Raw genomic sequence first — 24,808 nt, 5'->3', positions numbered from 1 at the left:
TCATCACCTTCGGTCCACCAGCGGGGTCAGCGCCGGTGCCTGACGGGCCGGCGGGACCTGCTGTCGCTGGGTGAGGCCGAAGGTGGTGAAGGCGGTGCGGCGCGGGAGGGCGTAGGCCTCCCTGCCCGTCAGGGAGTTGAGGATGATCGCGCTGCGCCAGGCGGCGAGGCCGAGGTCCGGGGCGCCGACGCCGTGGGTGTGGGTCTCGGCGTTCTGGACGTAGGCCGTGCCGGTGACGGAGGGGTCGAGGACGAGGCGGTACTCCTCGTCGATGCGCGGGCGTTCACTGCTGTCGCGGCGCAGGTAGGGGTCGAGGCCGGCGAGGACGCGGTCGAGGGGGCGTTCGCGGTAGCCGGTGGCGAGGACGACGGCGTCGGTGGTGAGGCGGGAGCGGCTGTCCTGCGTGCTGTGCTCCAGGTGCAGTTCCACCTTGGTCGTCGCGACGCGGCCCGCGGTGCGGACGTGGACGCCGGGGGTGAGGACGGCGTCGGGCCAGCCGCCGTGCAGGGTGCGGCGGTAGAGCTCGTCGTGGATGGCGGCGACGGTGGCGGTGTCGATGCCCTTGTGGAGCTGCCACTGGTCGGTGACGAGCCGGTCGCGGGCGGATTCGGGCAGGGCGTGGAAGTAGCGGGTGTGGTCGGGGGTGAAGTGCTCCAGGCCGAGCTTGGAGTACTCCATGGGTGCGAAGGCCTCGGTGCGGCCCAGCCAGTGGAGTCTCTCCTGGCCCGCCGGTCTGTTGCGCAGCAGGTCGAGGAAGATCTCGGCGCCGGACTGTCCGATGCCGACGACCGTGACGTGCTCGGCGGCGAGCAGGGTGGCGCGGTGGTCGAGGTAGTCGGCGGCGTGCACGACGGGGACGCCGGGTGCCTGGGCGAGGGGCTTGAGGGGTTCGGGGACGTAGGGCTCGGTGCCGATGCCGAGGACGACGTTGCGGGTGTAGGTGCGGCCGAGGGCCTCGGCTTCTCCGTCGGCGTCGAGCTGGGTGAAGTCGACCTCGAAGACGTCGCGTTCGGGGTTCCAGCGGACGGCGTCGACCTGGTGGCCGAAGTGGAGGTCCGGGAGGCTCTCGCCGACCCAGCGGCAGTAGGCGTCGTACTCGGCGCGCTGGATGTGGAAGCGCTCGGCGAAGTAGAAGGGGAAGAGCCGCTCGCGGGACCTGAGGTAGTTGAGGAAGGTCCAGGGGCTGGTGGGGTCGGCGAGGGACACCAGGTCGGCGAGGAAGGGGACCTGGATGGTGGCGCCCTCGATGAGCAGGCCGGAGTGCCAGCCGAAGGCGGGGCGCTGGTCGTAGAAGACGGTGTCGAGGTCGCCGAGCGGGTGGGCGAGGGCGGCGAGGGAGAGGTTGGCGGGGCCGATGCCGATGCCGACCAGGTCGCGGGGTGCGTCGGGCTGGTGGTACGGGTGGGGCGTCGGGGTGGGGTCGGGGGTGGGTGCGGGGTTCATCGGGGGGTGTGTCCTTCCACGAGGGTGGCTCGGCGCGCTGCCACGAGGTGCAGCAGGGCGGCCAGGTCGTCGGGCCCGGTGGCGGGGTTGAGGAGGGTGGCCTTGAGCCAGAGCCGGCCGTCGAGACGGGTCCGGCCGAGGACGGCACGGCCGTCGGTGAGGAGCGCGCGGCGTACGGCGGCCACCGTGGTGTCCGTGGCGTCCGCGGGGCGGAACAGCACCGTGCTGATGACGGGCGGGGCCTGGAGTTCGAAGCCGGGGTGGTCCCGGACGAGGGCGGCGAACTCGCGGGCCCGGGCGCAGACCTGGTCGACGAGGGTGCCGAGGCCGCTTCGGCCGAGGGTTTTGAGGGTGACGGCGAGCTTGAGGACGTCGGGGCGGCGGGTGGTGCGCAGGGAGCGGCCGAGCAGGTCCGGGAGGCCGGCCTCGGTGTCGTCGGCGGCGTTGAGGTAGTCGGCGCGCTGTCGCAGGGCGGTGAGGTCGCGGGGGTTCTTGACGGCGAGGAGGCCTGCGGCGATGGGCTGCCAGCCGAGTTTGTGCAGGTCGAGGGTGACGGTGTCGGCGGCGTCGAGTCCGGTGAGCGCGGTGCGGTGCCGGGTGCTGAACAGGAGGCCTCCGCCGTAGGCGGCGTCGATGTGCAGCCGGGCGCCGTGGGCCGCGCAGTGGCCGGCGATCTCGGGCAGCGGGTCGATGAGGCCGGCGTCGGTGGTGCCGGCGGTGGCGGCGACGAGCAGCGGGCCGGGCAGGCGGGTGAGGGTCTTGTCGAGCGCGGCGGGGTCGAGGGTCCCGGCGGGGGCGGGCACGACGACGGGTGCGGGCAGTCCGAGCAGCCAGGCGGCCCGGGTGAGCGAGTGGTGGGCGTTGGCCCCGCACACCAGCCGTACGTGCCCGCCGTACGCCTCCCGGGCGAGGAGGAGGGCGAGTTGGTTGGACTCGGTGCCGCCGGTGGTGACGAGGGAGTCGGGGGTGTCGGACCCTTCTTGGCAGCCGTAGATCTCCCTGGCCAGGGCCCCCGTCACCAGTGTCTCCAGTTCCGATGCCGCCGGGGCCTGGTCCCAGGAGTCGAGGGAGGGGTTGAGGGCGGAGGCGGCGAGGTCGGCGGCGGTGGCGACGGCCAGGGGTGGGCAGTGGAGGTGGGCGGCGCACAGGGGGTGTGCGGGGTCGGCGGCGCCTTCGGCGAAGAGGTGGACCAGGGTGCGCAGGGCGTGTGGGTCGCCCTGGTCGGGGAGGATCTCTCCCGCCGTCTCGCGCACGCGGGCCGCGACCGCCTCCGGTCCGCCCGGTGGGAGGGGCCCGCCGCGCGCCCGGGCGCCGGTGTCCAGCGCTTCGAGCACGGTGTCGAGCAACGGCCGCAGGGCGCGTGGGCCTTCGGGACCTGAGGCGAGGTGCGGCGTGCTCATGGGCGTCCTCCGGGGAGCGGGGCGACGCGCCCGTGAAGCCCAACGACCGGACCCGGGTGGAGGTACTTCCCGACGGGGAGAACCTGTTGGGGTCCGGTCGTCTCAGCCCTGGGAGGAGTCGGGCGCCGGGGAGGTGCCCGGCGCCCGGGGCCCTACGGCCGCGGTCCCTGCCGCACCCTCAACGCCCGTGCCAGATCGTCCAGTTGGTCGACGAGCTTGCGGTGCAGTGCCGGGATCGGTTCGGCGTCGCGCAGGGAATCCTCGCCCAGGCGCAGGTTCTCCGCGTCGACGGCGTGGGCGGGGAAGGCCGAGCGGCCGACGGCCGTGGCGATGGCGGGGCCGCGGCGCTCGGCGACGGCCACCGCGTCGGCGTAGTAGCGCGGCACGTACTCGCGGACCAGGTCGGCCTGTTCGGGCTGCCAGAAGCCCGCGGCGGTGGCGGTGAAGAGGTAGTTGGACAGCTCGTCGGAGCCGAACATCGCCTGCCAGGCGCGGGCCTTGGCCTCCGGGTCGGGCAGCGCGGCCCGGCAGTGGGCGGCGCCCTCCCGGCCGGTGGCGCTGGGGTCGCGTTCCAGCTCGGCGGCGATGGCGGCCTCGTCGGTGGCGCCGAGGACGGCGAGCCGGGCGAGGACGCGCCAGCGCAGCTCGGGGTCGAGCTCCGGGCCGCCGGGGACGGTGCCGTCGGCGAGCCAGGCGGCGATGGTGTCGGGGTGGGCCGCGACGTCGATGCGGTGGCGTACGGCGATCAGGCGCAGGCCGGGGTTGTCGCCGTCCTCGGTGCGGCGGATGAGGTCGCGGCACAGGTCGGAGAGGGTGGCGAGCGCGGCGGGGCGCTCCTCGGGGGTGAGGTAGTGGTCGGTGATGTAGGTGGACGCGAAGGCGAGCACTCCCTGGACGACGGCGAGGTCCGTCTCGAGGGGGAGATGGGCCCGGGCGGTCTCCAGGTAGGCGGCGGGGGCCAGTTCGCCGTCGCGGACGGCGTCGCGCAGGGCGTTCCAGACGACCGCGCGGGTGAGCGGTTCGGGCAGGCCGGACAGTTCCTTGCGGATGGTCTCGAAGGACTCGGGGTCGAAGCGGACCTTGGCGTAGGTGAGGTCGCCGTCGTTGAGGAGGAGCAGGGCCGGGCGCTTGCCGAGGGGGTGGGCGTCGTCGCGCGGCAGGTCCAGCTGGAGGCGTTCGCGCAGGGCGAGGTGCCCGCCGTCGTCGCCGAGGTCCCGGTCGTACAGGCCGACGGCGATGTGGTGGGGGCGGCTGCCGGCGTGGTCGACGGTGAGGGCGCAGGTGCCGTTCTCGCCGGGGACGACCTGGGGGGTGAGGGTGTCGACGCCGGTGGTGCGCAGCCAGGCGTCGGCCCAGGCGTGGACGTCGCGTTCGGTGGCGCCGGCGAGGGAGTCGATGAAGTCGGCGAGGGTGGCGTTGGCGAACTTGTGCCGGGCGAAGTGGGTGTTGATGCCGGCGAGGAAGTCCTTCTCGCCGAGCCAGGCGACGAGCTGGCGCAGGGCGCTGGCGCCCTTGGCGTAGGAGATGCCGTCGAAGTTGAGCAGCGCGGAGGCGGTGTCGTCGACGGCCTCGGGGGCGACGGGGTGGGTGGAGGGGCGCTGGTCGGCGTCGTAGCCCCAGGACTTGCGGGCGACGGCGAAGTCGGTCCAGGTGTCCGTGAAGCGAGTCGCCTCGGTGAGGGTCTGGTAGCCCATGTACTCGGCGAAGGACTCGTTCAGCCAGATGTCGTCCCACCACTTGAGGGTGACGAGGTCGCCGAACCACATGTGGGCCATCTCGTGGGCGATGACCATGGCGCGGGTCTGCCGCTCGGTGTCGGTGACGGCGGAGCGGTAGACGAACTCGTCGCGGAAGGTGACGAGGCCGGGGTTCTCCATGGCGCCCGCGTTGAACTCGGGGACGAAGGCCTGGTCGTAGGAGTCGAAGGGGTAGGGCTCGTCGAACTTCTCGTGGTAGCGGTCGTAGCACGCGCGCGTGACGTCGAAGAGTTCGTCGGCGTCGGCGTCCAGGTAGGGGGCGAGGGAGCGGCGGCAGTGCAGGCCGAAGGGCAGGCCGCCGTGCTCGGTGCGTACGGAGTGCCAGGGGCCGGCGGCGACGGCGACGAGGTAGGTGGAGATCAGCGGTGTGGGTGCCGCCTTCCATACGCCGTCGGTCTGTTCGGTGATGCCGTTGGCGAGGACGGTCCAGCCCTCGGGGGCCCGGACGGACAGCTCGAAGACGGACTTGAGGTCGGGCTGGTCGAAGGCGGCGAAGACGCGCTGGACGTCGTCGAGGAAGAGCTGGGTGTAGACGTATGTCTCGCCGTCGGTGGGGTCGGTGAAGCGGTGCATGCCCTCGCCGGTGCGGGAGTAGCGCATGGCCGCGTGCACGCGCAGTTCGTGCTCGCCGGCGGTGAGGTCCTTCAGGGGCAGCCGGTTGTCGTCCAGGGCTTCGGGGTCCAGGGGGTGTCCGTCGAGGGTGACGGAGCGCAGCTCGTCCGGCCTGACCTCGACGAAGGTGTCTCCGTCGGCGCGGGCGCTGAACCTGATCAGGGTGCGGGAGTCGAAGGTCTCGTCGCCGGTGGTCAGGTCGAGTTCGATCGTGTAGCGGTGCACGTCGAGGAGCTCTGCTCGGGTCTGCGCTTCGTCGCGCGTCAGTACGGACATGCGTGACATGCTGCCTGATCGCACTGGCAAGGCACAGAGGCGGATCGGTACGTGCCCAATGTCCGCCTCTAGGTGCGGTCTTTTTCGAGCTCCCCGGCGTGCGCCCCCATGGGTCGCTGGGTCGGTACGCGCGCGTCGGGATGCGGCAGGGCGGGGCGCGCGGGGTGTACGGCGGCCTCGGTGTGCTCCCGTACGAGGGCGCGCAGCCGGCGCACTTCCCGCTCCAGGGCGAGGTGGCGCTGCTGGGCGTCGTAGAGGTAGCGGACCTTGGTGCGCAGGGCCCAGGGGTCCACGGGTTTCATGACGAGGTCGGCGACGCCCAGGCGGAAGGCGGCGGTGGTCAGTTCGTGGTCGGCGCCGAAGCCGGTCAGCAGGATCACGGGGATGTGCTGGGTCTGTTCGACGCGCCGCATGTAGCGCACCACTTCCAGGCCGCTGACGCCGGGCATGCGCACGTCGAGGAGGAGCAGGCCGACCTGGCCGCGGAGCACCTGCTTGAGCGCCTCGTCGCCGCTGGTGGCCCGGCCGAGCAGATAGCCCAGCGGGGCCAGGGCGCTTTCCAGTGCGTAGAGCGTGTCCTCGTGGTCGTCGACGATGAGGATCCTGGTATCCGACGGCATGGCCCGACGCCCCTCCCTCGTGGAGGACCAGAGTAAGTCCGGGACACTGACGCGCAGTGCTTGTCAGCTGACATGCTGTGCACAGCGCAGCATGCCCCGCGCGGGCCGCCGTGTCACTCCCCTGGGAGCGCTCCTGCGGAGGTCTCTCGCCGCCGGACGTCGTCCGAGGTCAGTTGCCGCCGGAGGCGGAGCCGTTGAGTGTCTCGTCGGCGATGCGCTCGTGGTGGCGGATGACCTCGGCGACGATGAAATTCAGGAACTTCTCAGCGAAGGCCGGGTCCAGTTTGGCGTTCTCGGCGAGCGTGCGCAGCCGGTCGATCTGACGGGCCTCACGGGCCGGGTCGGCGGGCGGGAGCTGGTGCCTGGCCTTGAGGTGTCCGACCTGCTGGGTGCACTTGAAGCGCTCGGCGAGCATGTGGACGACGGCCGCGTCGATGTTGTCGATGCTGGCGCGCAGCCGGGCGAGCTCCTCGCGGACGGCGGCGTCGACATCACCGGTACCGGTGTTGCTGGTGGTCATGGGGCGTCAGCCTACGGGGAGGAGGCCCGGCCGCCGCACGCCGTCTCACGCCTCGGCGACGTCGAGACGCTTGTGGAAGTAGACGTCCTCGTGCCCGCCGGGCACGCCCTGGATGCGGGCCCGTTCCCGGTAGCCGAGGCGGGGGTAGAAGCCGGGGGCCTGGAAGCTGTACGTGGAGACGATCATGTCGGTGCAGCCGCGCTGGGCCGCCTCGGCCTCCGCCGCGCGCATCAGCCGGCCGCCCCAGCCGGCGTGCCGCTGGTCCTCCCGCACCCAGAGCATGTCCACGGAGCACAGGCTGCCCCACGTCCAGGCGGTGAGTCCGCCGATCAGCTCGCCGCTGTCGTCGCTGACGCGGACGGAGAGGGGCTCGGTGACGGCGCCGTCGGCGGCAGCGGTGTTGAAGGCCGTCAGCTCCTCGTCGAGCCGCTCTTCGAGGTCGTCGTCCTGGCCGCCCACCCGGAGCTCGGCGGCGACGGTGCGCTGTTCGCTGGTCACGGCCCGGATTCTGCCAGCGGGGCGCGGGCGGGACGACCGGTTTTCGCGGCGGCGGCGCGGGCCCGTGGCGTCACACTTTCGTACAGTGGAACCGGGTTCTGGGGCGTCTTGGGGGTGAGGCGTGGCGAACGACGGGCCGGTCGAGCACGGCTACCCGCATCTGGAGACGGTGCGGGCCGCCATCACGGCGTTGTACAAGCGACTGTCGTACGACACCATCCAGACGTTCGAGACCAGCGTGGTCCCGGCCGATGTGGCGTTCTGCGACACCGACGACCTGCATCTGGGGGCGCAGCGGGTGGCGCACGAGCTGGTGCGGCACTACCGGCTTCCGGACGCCCGGATGATCGTGAGCTTCCGGGAGATGCGGCACGCGGCGAACGTCGAGCTCGCGGCCGGGCCGGAGTACTTCGTGGAGTTGAACGACCGGTTCCGTACGCATCGGCGGGACATCGGGGCGGCGCTCGCGCACGAGGTGATGCATGTGTACCTGCACCGTCTCGACCTGTCCTTCCCGGGCGTCCGTGACAACGAGATCCTTACGGACACGGCGACGACGTACCTGGGGGCGGGCTGGCTGCTGCTGGACGCGTTCCGGGAGGACGCGGCGTCGTCGCAGAAGCTGGGGTATCTGACGCCGGAGGAGTTCGGGTATGTGCTGGCCAAGCGGGCGCTGGTCTTCGGGGAGGACCCGTCGGTGTGGTTCACGAGTGCGCAGGCGTACACGGCGTATGTGAAGGGGATGGAGCTGGCCCGGCGCGATGAGCGGCAGCCGCCGTTGACGGCGGCGGGGTGGGCGGGGCGGCGGCGGTATGCCAGGGACCGGCGGCAGGCGCCGGCGGGGGTGGGGGTGGGGGCGCAGCCGGGGGTGCGGTACCAGTTCTCTCCTGATGGGGGTGGGCGGTTGCGGGTGTCGTTTCCTTGTCCTACGTGTCATCAGCGGATTCGGGTGCCGGTGCGGGGGCGGGTTCGGGCGCGGTGTGGGTTGTGCCGGAGTGTTTTGGAGTGCGATACGTAGGTGTGGGCTGGTGTCCACTGGGGGCTCCGCCCCTCAGACCCCGGCCTATGCCCACCCGCCGCCCGAATCGGTGGGGCAAGAGGAACTCTCGCCAGGCCCGAATCGGTCGGGCGAGAGGTGCCCTCGCGTCCCCTACGCCCCGTAGACGGCCCCGGGCTCTCCCGCCTCCGCCAGCAGCTTCCGCACCCTCTCCCCCGCCTCCGCCGGGCTCCACCGCCCGCCCTTGTCCGCACTCGGCCCCGGCCGCCACCCCTCCATCACCGTGATCCGGCCGCCCTCCGCCTCGAAGACCCGGCCCGTCACCCCGGCGCTCGCCGCCGAGCCCAGCCAGACGACCAGGGGTGAGACGTTCTCCGGGGCCATCGTGTCGAAGCCCGACTCGGGTGCCGTCATGGTGTCGGCGAAGGTGCGTTCCGTCATGCGGGTGCGGGCGGCGGGGGCGATGGCGTTGGTCTGGACGCCGTAGCGGTGCAGTTCGGCCGACGCGACCAGCGTCAGGGCGACGATGCCGGCCTTCGCGGCGCTGTAGTTGCCCTGTCCGACGGAGCCCAGCAGACCGGCGCCGCTGCCGGTGTTGACGATCCGGGCGTCGGGGCGGCGGCCCGCCTTGGCCTCGGTCCGCCAGTGTGCGGCGGCGTGCCGCAGGGGCAGGAAGTGGCCCTTGAGGTGGACGCGTACGACGGCGTCGAAGTCGTCCTCGTCGAGGTTGACCAGCATCCGGTCGCGCAGGAAGCCCGCGTTGTTGACGAGTGTGTCGAGCCGGCCGTACGTCTGAAGGGCGGTTCGGATCAGGGAGGCGGCGCCCTCGGTCGTGGCGATGTCGCCGCCGTGCGGCACGGCCTCGCCGCCTGCCGCGCGGATCTCCTCGGCGACCAGGGCGGCCGGGCTGTCGGGGCCGGGGGTGCCGTCGGTTCCGGGGGTGCCGTCGAGGCCGACGCCGAGGTCGTTGACGACGAGCCGGGCGCCCTCGGCGGCGAACGCGAGGGCGTGCGCGCGGCCGAGCCCCCGTCCGGCGCCGGTGACGACGACGACCCGTCCGTCGCAGAGTGCGCTCATCTCACAGCTCCTTGTTCGCGGTCGCGGCGTCCAGGAAGGCGGGGCGCTCCCCGCCCCCGTGGACGAGCAGGCTCGCCCCGCTGATGTAGGCGGCCGCGTCGGAGGCGAGGAACACCGCCGCCGCGCCGACGTCGGACGGCTCGGCGAGACGGCCGAGGGGGACGGTGCGGGAGACGGCCGAGACGCCGTCCCGGTCGCCGTAGTGGAGGTGGGACAGCTCGGTGCGGACCATGCCCACGACGAGGGTGTTGACCCTGATGCCGGGCGCCCACTCCACGGCCATCGAGCGGGCGAGGCTCTCCAGGCCCGCCTTGGCGGCGCCGTAGGCGGCGGTGCCGGGCGAGGGACGGCCGCCGCTGACACTGCCGATCATGACGATCGACCCCTTGGTGCGCCGCAGATGGTCGTACGCGGCGAGGGACACGGTCAGGGGAGCCAGCAGGTTGAGCTCCACCACGCGCGCGTGCCGCTCGGCGTCGGCCGCGGTGAGCAGCCGGTGCGGTGCGCCGCCCGCGTTGTTGACCAGGACGTCCATCCGGGGCAGGTCGGCGAGGACGCGGCGGACCGCCTCGGGGTCGCGGACGTCCAGCGGCACGAACTCGGTCCCGGGCTGGGGCACTTCCGGGGCCCGGCGGGCGCAGACCACGACCTTCGCGCCCGCCCGTACGAAGGCGCGCGCGATGCCGGCACCGACGCCCCGGGTGCCACCGGTGACGACGGCGACCTTCCCGTCCAGGTCCATACGCTGCTACCTTTCCACCTAACAAACGTTTGGTGGAAAGGTAGCTGATGCGGCCATGGGTGTCTCCACCTCGTGCGTGGAAAAGGGCATCGCCGTTGTCACGGTCGACTTCCCGCCGGTGAACGCGCTGCCGGTGGCCGGCTGGTTCGCGCTGGCCGAGGCGGTGCGGGCGGCCGGACGCGACCCGGAGGTGCGGTGCGTGGTGCTGACGGCCGAGGGGCGGGGGTTCAACGCGGGTGTGGACATCAAGGAGTTGCAGGCGGACGACGCGCGGCACGGGGCGCTGATCGGCGCGAACAGCGGCTGCGCCGAGGCCTTCGCGGCGGTGTACGAGTGCGAGGTGCCGGTCGTGGCGGCCGTGCGGGGCTTCTGTCTGGGCGGCGGCATCGGCCTCGTGGGGAACGCGGACGCGATCGTGGCGAGCGAGGACGCGGTGTTCGGGCTGCCCGAGCTGGACCGGGGCGCCCTGGGCGCGGCCACCCATCTGGCCCGGCTGGTCCCGCAGCACCTGATGCGCGCCCTGTACTACACGTCGCGCACGGCGAGCGCGGCCGAGCTGCACGCGCACGGCTCGGTGTGGCGGGTCGTACCGCGCGAGGAACTGACGTCCGCCGCTCTGGAGTTGGCGCGCGAGATCGCCGCGAAGGACGGAAGGCTGCTGCGCCTGGCCAAGGCCGCCATCAACGGCATCGACCCCGTCGACGTGCGCCGCAGCTACCGCTTCGAGCAGGGCTTCACCTTCGAGGCGAACCTCAGCGGGGTCGCCGACCGGGTGCGGTCCGGCTTCGGGAAGGAGAAGGAGGGTGCGTAGGTGAGCGACAAGACGATGACCGCCGACGAGGTCGTCTCCCGTCTGCACAGCGGCATGACCCTCGGCATCGGCGGCTGGGGCTCGCGCCGCAAGCCGATGGCCCTGGTCAGAGCGCTGCTGCGGTCGGAGGTCAGCGATCTCACCGTCGTCTCGTACGGCGGCCCGGACGTGGGCATGCTGGCCGCCGCAGGGCGGATCCGGAAGCTGGTCACGGCCTTCGTCACCCTCGATTCGATCCCTCTGGAGCCGCACTACCGCGCGGCCCGCGAGCGGGGCGCCTTCGAACTGACGGAGATCGACGAGGCGATGTTCATGTGGGGGCTGCGCGCGGCGGCGAACCGGCTGCCGTTCCTGCCGGTGCGGGCCGGGCTCGGTTCGGACGTGATGCGGGTCAACCCGGGCCTGCGGACGGTCACCTCGCCGTACGAGGACGGGGAGACGTTCGTCGCGATGCCCGCCCTGCGGCTGGACGCGGCCCTGGTCCACGTCAACCGCGCGGACCGGTCGGGCAACGGCCAGTACCTGGGCCCCGACCCCTACTTCGACGACCTGTTCTGCGAGGCGGCGGACACGGCCTACGTCAGCTGCGAACGGATCGTCGACACGGCCGAGCTGACGAAGGCGGGCCCGCCTCAGACCCTGCTGATCAAGCGTCACACGGTCACCGGGGTCGTCGAGGCCCCGCACGGCGCGCATTTCACCTCCTGCGCGCCCGACTACGGCCGGGACGAGGCCGTCCAGAAGACCTACGCCACCACTGCCTGGCCGGAGTTCGCGGCCCGGTTCCTCGCCGCGGAGGAGGGGGCATGAAGGACGTCACCCGCGCCGAATACTGCGTGATCGCCTGCGCCGAGGCCTGGCGGGGCGACGGCGAGGTGCTCGCCAGTCCCATGGGGCTGATCCCCTCCGTCGGCGCCCGGCTGGCCCGGCTCACCTTCGCGCCGGACCTGCTGCTGACCGACGGCGAGGCGACGCTCGTCCGCCCGGACGGGACGGCGGAGGGCTGGCTGCCGTACCGGCAGCATCTGGCCTGGGTCACCGGCGGGCGGCGGCACGTGATGATGGGCGCGAGCCAGATCGACCGGTTCGGCAACCAGAACATCTCCTGCATCGGCGACTGGGAGCGGCCGAAGCGGCAGCTGCTCGGGGTGCGCGGCGCGCCGGTCAACACGCTCAACAACCCGACGAGTTACTGGGTCCCGAGGCACTCCCGGCGGGTCTTCGTCGAGCGGGTCGACATGGTCTGCGGCGTCGGGTACGACCATGCGGCCGGGGCGCGGTACCACCGCATCCCACGGGTCGTCTCCGACCTGGGCGTCTTCGACTTCGCCACCCCCGACCGCTCGATGCGGCTGGCGTCGCTGCACCCGGGTGTCACGGTGGAGCAGGTCAAGGAGGCGACGGGCTTCGAGCTGACCGTCCCGGACGAGGTGCCGGCGACCCGTGAACCGACCGCCGAGGAGCTGCGGCTGATCCGTGAGGTCGTCGACCCGGCCGGGGCCCGTGCCCGGGAGGTCGCCTCGTGAGGGAGACGGCGCTGACCCGGCTGACCGGTGTCCGTCATCCGGTCGTGCAGACCGGGATGGGCTGGGTGGCGGGCCCGCGTCTGGTGAGCGCCACGGCGAACGCGGGCGCCCTCGGCATCCTGGCCTCCGCGACGATGACGCTCGACCAGTTGCGCGCGGCCGTACGGGAGGTCCGGGCCCGGACCGAGGCGCCGTTCGGGGTGAATCTGCGCGCCGACGCGGCGGACGCGGGCGACCGGGTGCGGATCCTGGTCGAGGAGGGTGTCCGGGTCGCCTCCTTCGCCCTGGCCCCGTCCCGGGAGCTGATCGGCGAGCTCAAGGAGGCCGGTGTGGTGGTCATGCCGACCGTGGGGGCGCGGCGGCATGCCGAGAAGGTGGCGGCGTGGGGCGCGGACGCGGTGCTGGTGCAGGGCGCGGAGGGCGGCGGGCACACCGGTGAGGTGGCGACGACGGTGCTGCTGCCGCAGGTGGTCGACGCCGTGGACATACCGGTCGTGGCGGCGGGCGGGTTCTTCGACGGACGGGGGCTGGTCGCGGCCCTCGCCTACGGGGCGGCGGGCGTGGCGATGGGCACGCGGTTCCTGCTCACCTCGGACTCGACCGTGCCGGACGCGGTGAAGGCGCGGTATCTGGCGGCGACCGTACGGGATGTGACGGTCACCCGGGCCGTGGACGGGCTGCCGCACCGCATGCTGCGGACGGAACTGGTCGACGCGCTGGAACGCTCCGGCCGGGTGCGGGGTGCCGTCCAGGCGGTGCGCAGGGCGGCGGGCTACCGGAGGCTGTCCGGCACGAGCTGGCTCCGGCTGCTCCAGGACGGCCGCGCGCTCAAGCACGGCAAGGACCTGACCTGGAGCCAGGTCCTGCTGGCCGCCAACACCCCGATGCTGCTCAAGGCGTCCATGGTGGACGGCCGTACGGATCTGGGGGTGATGGCGTCCGGGCAGGTCGCCGGGGTGATCGACGACCTGCCGTCCTGCGCGGAGCTGGTGGAGCGGATCATGAAGGAGGCCGACGACATCTGCCGAGGGCTCACCGCCCCACGATGACGGCTCACCGTCTCTCGACGACGGCTCAGAGCCTCTCGATGATCGTCACATTGGCCTGTCCGCCGCCCTCGCACATGGTCTGCAGGCCGAACCGGCCACCGGTGCGCTCCAGTTCGTGCAGCAGGGTGGTCATCAGCTTCACGCCCGTCGCGCCGAGCGGATGGCCGAGGGCGATGGCACCGCCGTTGACGTTGACCTTGTCCGGGTCGGCGCCGGTCTCCTTCTGCCAGGCCAGGACGACCGGGGCGAAGGCCTCGTTGATCTCGACGAGGTCGATGTCGTCGATGGCCAAGCCGGTCTTCTTCAGGGCGTGGGCGGTGGCCGGGATCGGGGCGGTGAGCATCCGGATCGGGTCCTCGCCGCGCACCGAGAGATGGTGCACCCGGGCGCGTGGGGTGAGGCCGTGGTCGCGCACGGCCCGCTCGGAGGCCAGCAGCATCGCCGCCGCGCCGTCGGAGACCTGGGAGGAGCAGGCGGCGGTGATCGTGCCGCCGTCGAGGACCGGCTTGAGCCCGGCCATCTTCTCCAGGGAGGTGTCCCTGCGCGGGCCCTCGTCGGCCGTGACCTCCCCGTACGGCACGGTCTCGCGGTCGAAGCGGCCCTCGTCGATCGCCCGGACCGCACGCCGGTGGGAGCGCAGGGCGAACTCCTCCTGGTCCTGCCTGCTGATCCCCCACTTCGCGGCGATCGTCTCGGCGCCCACGAACTGGTTCACGGGCTTGTCCCCGTACCGCGCCCGCCAGCCCGCGCTGCCGGCGAACGGCCCCTGCGTCAGTCCCAGGGGTTCGGCGGCCTGCCGGGTGGCGAAGGCGATGGGGATCATCGACATGTTCTGCACACCGCCGGCGACCACGAGGTCCTGGGTGCCGGACAGTACGGCCTGCGCGGCGAAGTGCACGGCCTGCTGCGAGGAGCCGCACTGCCGGTCGACGGTCACGCCCGGCACCTCCTCGGGCAGCCCGGCCGCCAGCCAGGCGGTCCGGGCGATGTCTCCGGCCTGCGGCCCCACGGCGTCCAGACAGCCGAGGACGACGTCCTCCACGGCGGCGGGGTCGACGCCCGAGCGGCTCATCAGCTCCTTGAGGGCATGCGCGCCGAGGTCGGCCGGATGGACCGCGCTCAGTCCTCCCCCGCGCCGCCCGACGGGCGTTCGCACCGCTTCGACGATGTAGGCCTCGGCCATGGCAACTCCCTGACAGTTGAGGGCTATTCGCGTACGGCGATCCCGTCCAGCACCATCGAGAGGTACTGCCGGGCGATCTCCTCCGGGCTGTGCTGTCCGCCCGGGCGGTACCAGGACGCGGCGACCCAGACCGTGTCGCGCACGAACCGGTAGGTGAGCCGGACGTCGAGGTCGGCGCGGAAGGCGCGCTCGGCGACGCCGCGCTCCAGGGTGGACAGCCACGCCTTCTCGAATCGGCGCTGTGACTCGGCGAGGAACGCGAACCGCTCCTGCGCCACGAGCTGCTTGCTCTCCTTCTGGTAGATCGCGACGGCCGGGCGGTGCCGGTCGATCTCCCGGAACGACTCGGTGACCAGTGCCTGAAGCGTCTCGCGGGGGCCGAGCCCGGCGTCCAGGACGGCGTCGTAGCCGTCCCAGAGCTCGTCGAGGAAGGTGCGCAGGATCTCCTCCAGCATCGATTCCTTGGAGTCGAAGTGGTAGTAGAGGCTGCCCGCGAGCATGCCCGCGTGGTCCGCGATCTTGCGGACGGTGGTGGCGTTGTAGCCCTGCTCGGCGAAGACCTCGGCGGCGGTGCCGAGGAGTTCGCTGCGACGGGCGGGCGCTGCGGTCACCTGGGGCTTCTTCTTCGTAGGAGGCACGGGTCCATTGTCGTCCTAGGCGTGCCGGCTGCTGACGGAGACCACTTCGCCCGTCATGTACGAGGAGTAGCCGGAGGCCAGGAACACGATCACGTTGGCCACCTCCCAGGGCTCGGCGTGGCGCCCGTAGGCCTCGCGTGCGGTCAGTTCGGCGAGCAGTTCGGGCGTGGTCACCTTCACCAGGTGCGGGTGCAGGGCGAGGCTGGGTGCCACGGCGTTGACCCGGACCCCGTAGTCGGCCGCCTCGACGGCCGCGCAGCGGGTCAGCGCCATCACTCCGGCCTTGGCGGCGGCGTAGTGGGCCTGTCCGGCCTGGGCGCGCCAGCCGACGACGGAGGCGTTGTTGACGATCACGCCGCCCCGGGTGTCCTTCATATGGCGGAGGGCGGCCCGCACGCACCGGAAGGTGCCGTTCAGCGTGACGTCCAGGACACGGGACCACTGGTCGTCGGTCATGTCGACGAGCTGTGCGGTGCCGCCCAGTCCGGCGTTGTTGACCACGACGTCGAGGCGTCCGTGCTCCCGTACGGCCGCCTCGAAGAGCGCGCGCACCTGCGTCTCGTCGGTGACGTCGCAGGGCACGGCCGCGACCGAGGCCGCCCCGAACTCGGCGGCCAGTTCCGCCTCGTGGTCCTTGAGCCGCCGCGCGTGCGCGTCGCTGATCAGCACGCGTGCGCCCTCCTCCAGGAGGCGCCGCGCCGTGGCCCCGCCGATCCCCGCGCCCGCCGCCGCGGTGACGACGGCGGTCCGGCCTTTCAGCAGGCCGTGACCGGGCACGTACGTCGGACTCTCGACGTCTGTCATGGGCTCACGCTAACCTACCAAACACTTGTTAGGGAAGGAGGAGCGGTCGTGGACCTCGCGTTGTCCCCCGCGGACGAGGAGTTCCGTACCGAGGTGCGGGAGTGGCTGCACGCGCACGTGCCGCGCGAACCGCTGCCCTCGCTGGAGACGGCGGAGGGTTTCGCCGCGCACCGCGCCTGGGAGGCGGAGCTGGCTGCGGATGGCTGGTCGGTGGTCAACTGGCCGTCGGCGTACGGCGGGCGGGACTCCGGGCTGCTGCGGTGGCTGCTCTTCGAGGAGGAGTACTACGCTGCGGGCGCCCCGGGGCGCGTCAGCCAGAACGGCATCCATCTGCTCGCCCCGACCCTCCTCGACCACGGCACCGGGGAGCAGCGGGCCCGGGTGCTGCCCGCGATGGCCTGCGGCGAGGTGATCTGGGCGCAGGCCTGGTCGGAGCCCGAGGCCGGTTCGGACCTGGCGTCGCTGCGGGCGAAGGCCGTGCGCACCGACGGCGGCTGGCTGCTGAGCGGGCAGAAGACCTGGTCCTCGCGGGCCGCGTTCGCCGACCGCGCGTTCGGCCTGTTCCGCAGCGACCCGGAGGCCCCGAAGCCCCACCAGGGGCTGACGTACCTCATGTTCGGCCTGGACGCCCCCGGTGTCACGGTCCGCCCGATCGCCCGGCTCGACGGCAAGCCGGCGTTCGCGGAGCTGTTCCTGGACGAGGTCTTCGTGCCCGACGAGGACGTGATCGGGGCCCCGGGCCAGGGCTGGCGGATCGCGATGGCGACGGCGGGCAACGAACGCGGGCTGATGCTCCGCTCCCCCGGCCGGTTCCTCGCCGCCGCGCGGCGACTGGAGGTGCTGTGGCGGGAGCGGGGCGCTCCGGTGTCCGCGCGGGACCGGGTGGCCGACACGCTGATCGGCGCCCGGGCCTACCAGCTCTTCACGTACGCGGCGGCCTCCCGCTTCCTGGAGGGCGAGGCGGTCGGCCCGGAGTCGAGTCTCAACAAGGTCTTCTGGTCCGAGCTGGACATCGCGCTGCAGGAGACGGCCCTCGACCTCCTCGGCCCGGAGGGCGAGCTGGCGGACACCGACTGGGCGGAGCGGTACGTCTTCGCGCTCGCCGGTCCCCTCTATGCCGGCACGAACGAGATCCAGCGCGACATCATCGCCGAGCGCCTGCTCGGTCTGCCGAAGGGGCGCCGCTGATGCGCTTTCTCCTCGATCCCGAGCAACGCGCCTTCGCCGCCTCCCTGGACGCCCTGCTGACGGCGGCCGGTACACCGGCGGTGGTGCGGGAATGGAGCCGGGGCGAGCATGCGAGCGGGCGGGCGCTGTGGTCCAGGGTCGCGGAGGCGGGCGTGTTCGCGCTGGCGGTCCCCGAGGCGTACGAGGGGCTGGGGCCGCTTCCCGTCGAACTGGCCGTCGCATTCGTCGAGTTGGGCCGTCACGCGGTGCCCGGCCCGCTGGTCGAGACGATCACGGCGGCGGTGCTGCTCACGGGGGCCGGCCCGGGGATCGCCAAGCGGCTGCTGCCGGGACTCGCGGCCGGGGAGACGATGGCGACGGTGGCGCCAGAGGGTGCTTACGCCCTCGACGGCGACGCCGCCACCCTCCGCCTCGCCCTAACCCCCGACGGCATCCGACTCTCCCCCGGCCACGGCCCCGTCCGCCCCTCACTCGACCCGGCCCGTCGGCTCACCCCCCTCGCCCCCGGCGGCGAAGTCGTCGACGCGGCCACGGACCAGGCCCTCGTCTGGGCCCGGCTCGCCACCGCCGCCCAGGCCCTCGGCGTGGGCCTCGCGCTGCTCGACAGAACCGTCGCGTACGTCAAGCAGCGCCGCCAGTTCGGGGTGCCGGTCGGCTCGTTCCAGGCGGTCGGGCACCGGCTGGCCGACGCGAGGATCGCCCTGGAGTTCGCGCGTCCGCTGGTGTTCGGCGCCGCGCTGACCATGCGCCCCGCCGATGTCGCCGCCGCCAAGGTCACCGCGTGCGAGGCGGCGTACGGCACCGCGCGCACCGCGCTGCAGTTGCACGGCGCGATCGGCTACACGGCGGAGTGCGACCTGTCGCTGTGGCTGACCAAGGCCCGGGCCCTGCGCACCGCCTGGGGCGACCCCGGGGAGTGCCGGGCCCTGGTCGTCAGTGCGGCTGGTGATCGCCGCTGGTGATCTCCCGGTACTCCTCCACCGTCGGCTTCTCGATCCGCGCGTCGGGCCCGAACATGGCCTTCGCGAGCCGGGCCCGCAGCCGCTCGGAGCGTCTGACCTTGCGGCGGACCCCGCCCGCGTCGACCTCGGCCCCGATCTCGTACGGCGGGTTCTGCTCGTGCTGGGTGAGGGTGAACAGCTCGCTCTGCGCGAGGGGCTCGTGCAGTTCGATGTACTCGCCGTTCGCCAGCCGTTTGATCGTGCCCGTCTCCCTGCCGTGCAGGACTTTGGCTCGGTCGCGGCGCTGGAGGCCCATGCAGATCTTCTTCGTGACGATGAAGGCGACGACCGGCAGCACGAACACGCCGATCCGCACGAACCAGGTGATCACATTGATGGACAGATGCAGATGCGTGGCCACGATGTCGTTGCCGCCGCCGATCAGCAGCACCGCGTACAGGGTCAGCCAGGCCACGCCGAGGCCGGTGCGCACGGGCGCGTTGCGCGGCCGGTCCAGGATGTGGTGCTCGCGCTTGTCGCCGGTGATCCACGCCTCGATGAAGGGATAGAGGCCGAGGGCGAGCAGGATCAGCGGGAAGAGCGAGAAGGGGATGAACACGCCGAGGACGAGCGTGTGCCCCCAGAGGTTGATCTCCCATCCCGGCATCACCCGGATCAGGCCCTCGGAGAAGCCGAGGTACCAGTCGGGCTGGGCACCGGTGGTGACTAGGTCGGGGCGGTAGGGGCCGAAGGCCCACACGGGGTTGATCTGGGCGAGCGCGCCCATCACCGTCAGGACGCCGAAGACGAGGAAGAAGAAGCCGCCCGCCTTGGCCATGTAGACCGGCAGGAAGGGCATCCCGACGACGGACCGCTCCTTGCGTCCGGGGCCCGGGAACTGGGTGTGCTTGTGGTAGAAGACCAGGATCAGATGGGCGGTGACCAGGCCCAGCATGATGCCGGGCAGCAGCAGGATGTGGACCGGGTACAGCCGGGAGATGATGTCGTCGCCCGGGAACTCCCCGCCGAAGAGGAAGAACGACAGATACGTCCCGACGATCGGGATCGACAGGATCGCGCCTTGCGCGAAGCGGATGCCGGTGCCGGAGAGCAGGTCGTCGGGGAGCGAGTAGCCGGTCAGGCCGGTGATGATGCCGAGCATCAGCAGGGTCCAGCCGAAGAGCCAGTTGAGCTCGCGCGGCTTGCGGAAGGCGCCCGTGAAGAACACCCGCATCATGTGCACCAGCATGCCGGTGATGAAGACCAGCGCCGCCCAGTGGTGGATCTGGCGGATCAGCAGCCCGCCGCGCACATCGAAGCTGATGTCCAGGGTGGACTCGAAGGCCCTGGACATGAGCACGCCGTTGAGCTCCGTGTAGGAGCCGTTGTAGACGACCTCCTGCATGCTCGGCTCGAAGAACAGGGTGAGGTAGACGCCCGTGAGGATCAGCACGATGAAGCTGTAGAGGGTGACCTCGCCCAGCATGAAGGACCAGTGGTCGGGGAAGACCTTGCGCATGTTGGCCCTGGCCAGCCCGTAGAGCCCGAGCCGCCCGTCCGCCCAGTCGGCGAGATGCTCGCCCTTGCCGGCGGGCGGTCTCCTGCGAGCGGAGGCCGTCCCGTACACCCGTCGTGCGCCGTCGTCGCCCATACGTCGTCGCCTCCCCGTCGGATCCTTCCCAGCGTGGCACGGCATCGCGACGGTGCAAATGGGGCGTAAGGAGGGATAGGCCAAGGGGACGAGCGGGTGACCGCTCCGGGCTCAGACCGGCGGCACGGTCCCCTGGGCCGGCACGATGCCCTGGGCCCGCGCGGCCACCAGCCACTTCGGGAATTCGCCCACCAGCCGGTCGTACAGCTCGGCGTCCGGCACCCTCCGCGGATCCTCACCCGCGTGGAAGAACCCGGCGTTGTCGACGACCCGCTTGCCCGGCACGGCCAGCTCGTCCAGCTTGCGCAGGAAGTCGAACTGCTTGCTGTCCGGGTCGCCGAAGCCGATGAACTGCCAGAACAGCGGAAGCCTCGCCGCCTTGCACAGATACCGCTCGGCGGCGAGCTTGCTGAGGGGGCCGCCGTCGGTCTGGAAGATCACGAGGGCGGGCTCGGTCGCGCCGCTGTCGAGGTAGTGGTCGATGACGGCGTCCATGGCCAGGTGGTAGCTGGTCTTGCCCATGTGCCCGAGCCCGGCCACGATCCGGTCGATCCGCCCCTGGTGGTCGGCCAGGGCGATCGAGGTCTCGGCGTCGACGTCGGTGGAGAAGAACACAACCGGCACGGTGCCGTCGTCGTCCAGGTGCGCCGACAGTCCGAGCACCCGGTCGGCGAGCGCCTGCACGCTGCCGTCCCTGTAGTACGGCCGCATCGAGCCGGAGTGGTCGACCACGAGGTAGACCGCGGCCCGCAGCCCGTCGAGGCCGTGTTTCGTGAGGGACACCCCGGCGCTCTTGTAGAGGTTCACCAGCGCGGGAGCGGTCTGCTGGACCTTGCTCAGACTGATCGCGACCATGGCCCCACCTTCTCACTCCTCGGCGACCACTCCGTCGCTCAGTTCCAGCACCCGGTCGGCCAGGCCGAGGAGTTGGGGGTCGTGGGTGGCGACCAGGGCCGTGACGCCCTCGCTGCGGACCACGGCCCGCAGCAGCTCCATCACCGCCAGGCCGGTCGCGGCGTCGAGCTGGCCGGTCGGCTCGTCGGCGAGCAGCAGGGCCGGGCGGTTGGCGAGGGCCCGGGCGATGGCGACCCGCTGCTGCTGTCCGCCGGAGAGCTCGGCGGGCCGCTGGGTCTCGTGTCCGGCGAGACCGACCAGGGCCAGGAGCAGCGCGACCCGCTTCTCGCGTTCGCGTGGCTCGGCCCGGCGCAGCCGCAGCGGGACGCCCACGTTCTCGGCGGCGGTGAGGATGGGGATCAGCCCGAAGGACTGGAAGACGAAGCCGATCCGGTCCCGGCGCAGTTCCAGCAGCTCGCTCCCGCTCAGCGCGGACAGGTCGGTGCCGCCCACGACGACACGGCCGCTCTGCGGGGAGTCCAGGCCGCCGATCATGTGGAGCAGCGTCGTCTTGCCGGAGCCCGAGCGGCCCTTGAGGGCGACCAGTTCGCCGCGCCGGACGGTGAAGGAGGCGCCGCGCAGCGCGTGCACGGTCGCGGCACCCGTGCCGTAGGAGTGCCGCAGGTCCTCCACCCGCAGCATCTGCTCGGCGGACGTGTCGTCGGCGAGGGCGGCGCCGGAGCCCGGGCTGGTGTTCTCGGTCATCACCGCATCCCATACGGAACCGGTCCGGATGGTCAAGAGTGGAACAACCCGGATTCGAACTCACGTGCCTGGCCGGTAACTCCGTGATATGCATGCCGGGTTGGGGGAAGAGCGGCTGGGCCGACGGGGTGGGGGAAGAGTGACGGGCTTACTGCTGCTGCGCCTGCGTGCGCATCGGCTGCTTCTCGTGGCCGCCCTGCTCGCCGTACTGCTGACCACCTCGGTGCTCGCCGCCCTCGCCGCCTTCTCCGGCTCCGTCGGGGACGCGGCGCTGCGCGGCGCCCTGGACGGACGGGCCGCGGCCTCCGCCTCCCTGGTCGTCGAGGCGGACGTGCCCCGGGAGCGGCGGGAGGCGGCGCGGCGGGCGGTGGAGCAGGGGGCGCGGGAGGCGTTCGGCGGGCTGCCGGTGACCGTGCGGACGCTGGAGCGGTCCGGGCCGTACGCGCTGCCCCGTTCCCTCCAGGCGGCCGACGCCCCCGCCGGGGAGCCCGACCTCACCCACCTCGCCGCCCTCGACCGCTCGCGGATCAGGCTGGTCTCGGGCGGTCTGCCGGGCCCCGCGCCGACGGCACAAGGTGAAGCCGTGCCCGTCGCGCTGCCCGAGGCGGCGGCCGACCGGCTGAAGCTGCGGCCCGGGGCGCGCGTCACGCTCACCGACCGGCTCGGCGGCAAGCCGCTCCGGGTCCGGGTGACCGGCGTGTACCGGGCGGCCGACAGCGCCGATCCCTACTGGCAGGCGGACATCCTCGGCGGCCAGGGCGTGCGGACCGTCGCCTTCACCACGTACGGGCCGCTGCTGGCCGACGCGTCGGCGCTCGCCTCCGGCCGGGTCACGGCGGACGGCACCGGCTGGGTGGCGACGGCCGACTACCGGACCGTCACCACCGACGGCATCGGCGCGCTCCGCGCGGCGGCCGTGCGCGCGACCGGGGCGCTGCGCGAGGACCCGGCGCTCGGGGGCGACGCCGACGTGCGCACCGAGCTGCCCGAGGTGCTCGACCGGACCGGGCGGTCCCTGCTGGTGGCCCGGTCGACGCTGATGATCGTCTCCGTGCAGCTGGTGCTGCTCGCCGGTTACGCGCTGCTGCTGGTGGCCCGGCTGCTGGACGGCGAGCGGGCGGGTGAGACCGAGCTGCTGCGGGCCAGGGGCGGATCACGCGGCCGGATCGCGGGACTCGCCGCGCTGGAGGCGCTGCTGCTCGCGGTCCCGGCCGCCGTCTGTGCCGCGCTGCTGTCCGGCCCGCTGGCCCGGCTGCTCGCCCGGTGGTCCTCCCTGGAGGGGATCGGGCTGCGGCTCGACGCCGTCCCGGCGGGCCGGGTCTGGCTGGTCGCGGGCGGGGTGGCGGCGGCGTGCGCGGTGGCGGTAGTGGCACCCGCGCTGGCCGCCACGGCGGGCACACCCGTACGGCTGCGGCGCGTCCGTGCCACGGCCTCGGCCGCGCCCGTGCGCGCCGGAGCCGATGTCGCGCTGCTGCTGATCGCGGGCGTGGCGTACTGGCAGCTCGACCGGCAGACCGACGCGACCGGCGGCGGGGTGCTGAGCCGGGACCGGGCCGGGGACCTGGGCATCGATCCGCTGCTGGTCGCGGCGCCCGCGCTGGCGCTGCTGGCGGGCACGGTCCTGACGCTGCGTCTGCTGCCGCTCGCGGCCCGGCTCGCGGAGCGCCGGTCGGCGAGCGGGCGGGGGCTGCCGGCGGCGCTGGCCGGGTGGCAGTTCAGCCGGCGTCCGCTGCGCGGGGCGGGTCCGGTGCTGCTGCTCGTCATCGCCGTGGCGACGGGAATGCTGGCGATCGGGCACGGCGCGTCCTGGGACCGGTCGCAGGACGACCAGGCCGACTTCCGGACGGGCGCCGCCGTCCGGGTCCTCGACTACCGGCCCGGCAGCCCCGGGCAGACCGGCCTCTACGCCGCGCTGCCCGGGGCCCGGGACGCCGCCCCCGCGCACCGCGCCGCCCTGGCCCTCTCCGGCGACCGCGAGGCGACGGTCCTCGCCCTGGACACGGCCCACGCCGGGGAGGGGATGCTGATGCGCGGCGATCTCGCCGACGAGCCCCCGGCGACACTGCTGCGGGCCCTCGCACCGCCCGCGCGGGACGCCCGGCGGGCGGTACGGCTCCCCGACGGCACCCGGCGGCTCGCCCTCGACGCGCGGATCACCGACGCGCAGGCCCGGACGGGGCGCTCCCCCTCAGGCCGGGCGCCCCAGCTCACGGTGGTCGTCGAGGACCGGTACGGCATCGGGTACCGGCTGGGCGCCGGGAACGTCCCGGTGGACGGCCGGGTCCACCGCATCACCCTCGACCTGGACGTGACGGCGACGGGCCGCCGCGCCGCCCCGGCCGGACCGTTGCGGCTGACCGGACTTCAGCTCGACGACACCTCTCCCGTCGGCCGCTCCGAGAAGCACCGGTTCACCGTGGAACGGCTGCTCGCCACCGGCCGCGACGGCTCCGCACGGACCGTCCCGGTGCCCGCCGGAACGCGCTGGCAGGGCCAGGAGGTCGTGACGGAGAACGGCGAGGTCGTCAGCCGCGGGGCGGCGAAGCCCGCCGTAGCGGGGGACGCGCCGCTGACCGTGTCGTACGGCACCGGCGCCGGCCGCGACGAGAATTTCATCGCCCCGTCGATCTACACGGTCGGCGTCACCACCGCCGGGGCGAGGGCACCGAAGGAGCTCGCCGCCGTCGCCACCCGGGACTTCCTGCGGGCGGCGGGAGCCGAGCCCGGCGACACCGTCGACGTCCCGCTGTCCGGGGAACAGCTCCGGGTGCGGATCGTACGGGCGGTCGAGGAGCTGCCGACCGCCGCGACCGACCTGGCCGGGGAGACCGTGAACGGCGGGGCGCTGCTGCTCGATCTGCGGGCCGTCGACGCCGTGCTGGCCCAGCGGTCCAGTGCGCCGCTCTCCCCCACCGAGTGGTGGGTGAGCGCCGCCCCGGGCAAGGCCGACGAGGTCGCCGCCGCGCTGCGGGCGCGCCCCGACCTCGGGCCGAACCAGGTGCTGGTGCGGGACGAGACGGCGGCCGAACTGCTGCGGGATCCGCTCGGCGCCGGGCCGCGCTCGGCCCTGACGGCGGTGGCGGTGGCCGCGGCTCTCCTCGCCGCCGGGGGGTTCGCGGTGAGCGCCGCCGGTGCGCGGCGGGAGCGGTCCGCGGAGTTCGCCGTGCTGCGCGCCCTCGGCGCCCCCCGCCGGGATCTCGCCCGGCTGGTCGCGACGGAGCAGAGCCTGCTCATCGGTGTCGGGCTGCTCGCCGGGCTCGGTCTCGGTACCGTCCTGACCCGGGCCGTCGTGCCGCTGATCGTGCTGACGTCCGGTGCGGGGCGGCCGGTCCCGCCCGTCCTCGTCGAACTCCCGCTGTTCCAGGTGGTGCTGCTCCTCGCGGGGGTGGCCGCCCCGCTGCTGCTGATCACCGTCGCGTCGGCGCTGCGCCGCGCCGAACCGGCGGTCGCGCTCCGCCATCAGGGGGAGGACTGAG

General features: G+C 73.0%; 22 protein-coding genes. 8 read left to right on the top strand and 14 right to left on the bottom strand.

Translation table 11 applies throughout. From position 1 onward, the window contains the following. Nucleotides 1-3: 3 nt before the first annotated feature. From KJK29_RS28910 to KJK29_RS28885, 6 genes are all read right to left on the bottom strand, one after another. Nucleotides 4-1,443: a lysine N(6)-hydroxylase/L-ornithine N(5)-oxygenase family protein gene (locus KJK29_RS28910; RefSeq protein ID WP_215122110.1), complete on the bottom strand. Its 1,440-nt coding sequence runs from the start codon at nucleotides 1,441-1,443 to the stop codon at nucleotides 4-6. Then, on the bottom strand, nucleotides 1,440-2,843 hold the full coding sequence (locus KJK29_RS28905; RefSeq protein WP_215122109.1) for a pyridoxal phosphate-dependent decarboxylase family protein: 1,404 nt from the start codon (nucleotides 2,841-2,843) through the stop codon (nucleotides 1,440-1,442). The genes KJK29_RS28910 and KJK29_RS28905 overlap by 4 nt, the downstream gene beginning before the upstream one ends. A gap of 152 nt (nucleotides 2,844-2,995) precedes the next feature. Next, nucleotides 2,996-5,488 carry an aminopeptidase N gene (pepN, locus tag KJK29_RS28900; protein ID WP_215122108.1) on the bottom strand — a complete coding sequence of 831 codons (2,493 nt, stop codon included), beginning with the start codon at nucleotides 5,486-5,488 and terminating at the stop codon, nucleotides 2,996-2,998. A gap of 68 nt (nucleotides 5,489-5,556) precedes the next feature. Continuing rightward, nucleotides 5,557-6,108, bottom strand: coding sequence for a response regulator (locus KJK29_RS28895; protein WP_215122107.1), 552 nt, complete (start codon nucleotides 6,106-6,108; stop codon nucleotides 5,557-5,559). A 169-nt stretch (nucleotides 6,109-6,277) separates the two neighbouring features. Beyond that, on the bottom strand, nucleotides 6,278-6,628 hold the full coding sequence (locus KJK29_RS28890) for a chorismate mutase (protein WP_215122106.1): 351 nt from the start codon (nucleotides 6,626-6,628) through the stop codon (nucleotides 6,278-6,280). 45 nt (nucleotides 6,629-6,673) lie between these two features. Continuing rightward, nucleotides 6,674-7,126, bottom strand: a complete 453-nt coding sequence (locus tag KJK29_RS28885; RefSeq protein ID WP_251057971.1) for a GNAT family N-acetyltransferase — start codon at nucleotides 7,124-7,126, stop codon at nucleotides 6,674-6,676. A 121-nt stretch (nucleotides 7,127-7,247) separates the two neighbouring features. On the opposite strand from KJK29_RS28885, the gene KJK29_RS28880 reads away from it, so the two are divergent. Beyond that, nucleotides 7,248-8,144 (top strand): hypothetical protein, encoded by an 897-nt coding sequence (locus KJK29_RS28880; protein ID WP_215122105.1) that lies wholly within the window; start codon nucleotides 7,248-7,250, stop codon nucleotides 8,142-8,144. Between the two features lie 132 nt (nucleotides 8,145-8,276). Here KJK29_RS28880 and KJK29_RS28875 read toward each other — a convergent pair whose 3' ends face one another. Both KJK29_RS28875 and KJK29_RS28870 read right to left on the bottom strand, forming a co-directional pair. After that, a complete protein-coding gene (locus KJK29_RS28875; protein WP_215122104.1) occupies nucleotides 8,277-9,200 on the bottom strand; it encodes an SDR family oxidoreductase in 924 nt (307 codons plus the stop codon). A 1-nt stretch (nucleotide 9,201) separates the two neighbouring features. Then, complete coding sequence (locus KJK29_RS28870; RefSeq protein ID WP_215122103.1) at nucleotides 9,202-9,942, bottom strand: SDR family oxidoreductase; 741 nt, start codon at nucleotides 9,940-9,942, stop codon at nucleotides 9,202-9,204. 55 nt (nucleotides 9,943-9,997) lie between these two features. Here KJK29_RS28870 and KJK29_RS28865 point away from each other — a divergent pair, with 55 nt between their 5' ends. From KJK29_RS28865 to KJK29_RS28850, 4 genes are read left to right on the top strand one after another with little or no spacing between them, the layout of a single operon-like run. Then, nucleotides 9,998-10,753: an enoyl-CoA hydratase family protein gene (locus tag KJK29_RS28865; RefSeq protein WP_215122102.1), complete on the top strand. Its 756-nt coding sequence runs from the start codon at nucleotides 9,998-10,000 to the stop codon at nucleotides 10,751-10,753. Next, nucleotides 10,754-11,563, top strand: coding sequence for a CoA transferase subunit A (locus KJK29_RS28860; protein WP_215122101.1), 810 nt, complete (start codon nucleotides 10,754-10,756; stop codon nucleotides 11,561-11,563). Further along, a complete protein-coding gene (locus tag KJK29_RS28855) occupies nucleotides 11,560-12,279 on the top strand; it encodes a CoA-transferase subunit beta (protein WP_215122100.1) in 720 nt (239 codons plus the stop codon). The genes KJK29_RS28860 and KJK29_RS28855 overlap by 4 nt, the downstream gene beginning before the upstream one ends. Then, on the top strand, nucleotides 12,276-13,328 hold the full coding sequence (locus KJK29_RS28850) for an NAD(P)H-dependent flavin oxidoreductase (RefSeq protein ID WP_215122099.1): 1,053 nt from the start codon (nucleotides 12,276-12,278) through the stop codon (nucleotides 13,326-13,328). Before KJK29_RS28855 ends, KJK29_RS28850 begins: the two co-directional genes overlap by 4 nt. A gap of 25 nt (nucleotides 13,329-13,353) precedes the next feature. On the opposite strand, the gene KJK29_RS28845 is transcribed toward KJK29_RS28850, so the two are convergent. Genes KJK29_RS28845 through KJK29_RS28835 form a run of 3 tightly spaced genes read right to left on the bottom strand, consistent with a single transcriptional unit; the run spans nucleotide 13,354 to nucleotide 15,953 of the window. Further along, nucleotides 13,354-14,511: an acetyl-CoA C-acetyltransferase gene (locus tag KJK29_RS28845; protein ID WP_215122098.1), complete on the bottom strand. Its 1,158-nt coding sequence runs from the start codon at nucleotides 14,509-14,511 to the stop codon at nucleotides 13,354-13,356. A 23-nt stretch (nucleotides 14,512-14,534) separates the two neighbouring features. Further along, nucleotides 14,535-15,149, bottom strand: coding sequence for a TetR/AcrR family transcriptional regulator (locus KJK29_RS28840; protein ID WP_215122097.1), 615 nt, complete (start codon nucleotides 15,147-15,149; stop codon nucleotides 14,535-14,537). Between the two features lie 15 nt (nucleotides 15,150-15,164). Continuing rightward, entirely contained in the window at nucleotides 15,165-15,953 is a 789-nt protein-coding gene (locus KJK29_RS28835; protein ID WP_215122096.1) for an SDR family oxidoreductase, read from the bottom strand. A 48-nt stretch (nucleotides 15,954-16,001) separates the two neighbouring features. On the opposite strand from KJK29_RS28835, the gene KJK29_RS28830 reads away from it, so the two are divergent. Together KJK29_RS28830 and KJK29_RS28825 are read left to right on the top strand one after the other, a co-directional pair. After that, nucleotides 16,002-17,141, top strand: coding sequence for an acyl-CoA dehydrogenase family protein (locus tag KJK29_RS28830; RefSeq protein WP_215122095.1), 1,140 nt, complete (start codon nucleotides 16,002-16,004; stop codon nucleotides 17,139-17,141). Beyond that, nucleotides 17,141-18,103: an acyl-CoA dehydrogenase family protein gene (locus KJK29_RS28825; RefSeq protein WP_215122094.1), complete on the top strand. Its 963-nt coding sequence runs from the start codon at nucleotides 17,141-17,143 to the stop codon at nucleotides 18,101-18,103. The genes KJK29_RS28830 and KJK29_RS28825 overlap by 1 nt, the downstream gene beginning before the upstream one ends. Here KJK29_RS28825 and qcrB read toward each other — a convergent pair. The 3 genes from qcrB to KJK29_RS28810 all read right to left on the bottom strand — a co-directional run bounded on the left by qcrB (nucleotide 18,075) and on the right by KJK29_RS28810 (nucleotide 21,332). Next, the gene (gene qcrB, locus KJK29_RS28820) at nucleotides 18,075-19,733 is read right to left on the bottom strand and encodes a cytochrome bc1 complex cytochrome b subunit (protein WP_251057970.1); all 1,659 of its coding nucleotides are present in this window, start codon (nucleotides 19,731-19,733) and stop codon (nucleotides 18,075-18,077) included. The two genes, KJK29_RS28825 and qcrB, sit on opposite strands and share 29 nt — an antisense overlap. Nucleotides 19,734-19,844: 111 nt before the next feature. Beyond that, nucleotides 19,845-20,588 (bottom strand): vWA domain-containing protein, encoded by a 744-nt coding sequence (locus tag KJK29_RS28815; RefSeq protein ID WP_215122093.1) that lies wholly within the window; start codon nucleotides 20,586-20,588, stop codon nucleotides 19,845-19,847. Nucleotides 20,589-20,600: 12 nt separating this feature from the next. Continuing rightward, nucleotides 20,601-21,332 (bottom strand): ABC transporter ATP-binding protein, encoded by a 732-nt coding sequence (locus tag KJK29_RS28810; RefSeq protein WP_215122092.1) that lies wholly within the window; start codon nucleotides 21,330-21,332, stop codon nucleotides 20,601-20,603. Nucleotides 21,333-21,471: 139 nt separating this feature from the next. On the opposite strand from KJK29_RS28810, the gene KJK29_RS28805 reads away from it, so the two are divergent. Further along, nucleotides 21,472-24,807, top strand: coding sequence for an FtsX-like permease family protein (locus KJK29_RS28805; protein WP_215122091.1), 3,336 nt, complete (start codon nucleotides 21,472-21,474; stop codon nucleotides 24,805-24,807). The last annotated feature ends 1 nt before the right edge of the window (nucleotide 24,808 follow it).

Source organism: Streptomyces koelreuteriae (assembly GCF_018604545.1).
Lineage (GTDB): Bacteria > Actinomycetota > Actinomycetes > Streptomycetales > Streptomycetaceae > Streptomyces > Streptomyces koelreuteriae.
The sequence above is the reverse complement of the archived record's forward strand: the minus strand, read 5'-3'. Positions and strand labels throughout refer to the sequence as shown.

Coding starts and splice junctions, on each gene's coding strand:
- KJK29_RS28910 (WP_215122110.1), bottom strand. CDS start 1,443: ATGAACCCCGCACCCACCCCCGACCCCACCCCGACGCCCCACCCGTAC.
- KJK29_RS28905 (WP_215122109.1), bottom strand. CDS start 2,843: ATGAGCACGCCGCACCTCGCCTCAGGTCCCGAAGGCCCACGCGCCCTG.
- pepN (WP_215122108.1), bottom strand. CDS start 5,488: ATGTCCGTACTGACGCGCGACGAAGCGCAGACCCGAGCAGAGCTCCTC.
- KJK29_RS28895 (WP_215122107.1), bottom strand. CDS start 6,108: ATGCCGTCGGATACCAGGATCCTCATCGTCGACGACCACGAGGACACG.
- KJK29_RS28890 (WP_215122106.1), bottom strand. CDS start 6,628: ATGACCACCAGCAACACCGGTACCGGTGATGTCGACGCCGCCGTCCGC.
- KJK29_RS28875 (WP_215122104.1), bottom strand. CDS start 9,200: ATGAGCGCACTCTGCGACGGACGGGTCGTCGTCGTCACCGGCGCCGGA.
- KJK29_RS28870 (WP_215122103.1), bottom strand. CDS start 9,942: ATGGACCTGGACGGGAAGGTCGCCGTCGTCACCGGTGGCACCCGGGGC.
- KJK29_RS28865 (WP_215122102.1), top strand. CDS start 9,998: ATGGGTGTCTCCACCTCGTGCGTGGAAAAGGGCATCGCCGTTGTCACG.
- KJK29_RS28855 (WP_215122100.1), top strand. CDS start 11,560: ATGAAGGACGTCACCCGCGCCGAATACTGCGTGATCGCCTGCGCCGAG.
- KJK29_RS28845 (WP_215122098.1), bottom strand. CDS start 14,511: ATGGCCGAGGCCTACATCGTCGAAGCGGTGCGAACGCCCGTCGGGCGG.
- KJK29_RS28835 (WP_215122096.1), bottom strand. CDS start 15,953: ATGACAGACGTCGAGAGTCCGACGTACGTGCCCGGTCACGGCCTGCTG.
- KJK29_RS28825 (WP_215122094.1), top strand. CDS start 17,141: ATGCGCTTTCTCCTCGATCCCGAGCAACGCGCCTTCGCCGCCTCCCTG.
- qcrB (WP_251057970.1), bottom strand. CDS start 19,733: ATGGGCGACGACGGCGCACGACGGGTGTACGGGACGGCCTCCGCTCGC.
- KJK29_RS28815 (WP_215122093.1), bottom strand. CDS start 20,588: ATGGTCGCGATCAGTCTGAGCAAGGTCCAGCAGACCGCTCCCGCGCTG.
- KJK29_RS28810 (WP_215122092.1), bottom strand. CDS start 21,332: ATGACCGAGAACACCAGCCCGGGCTCCGGCGCCGCCCTCGCCGACGAC.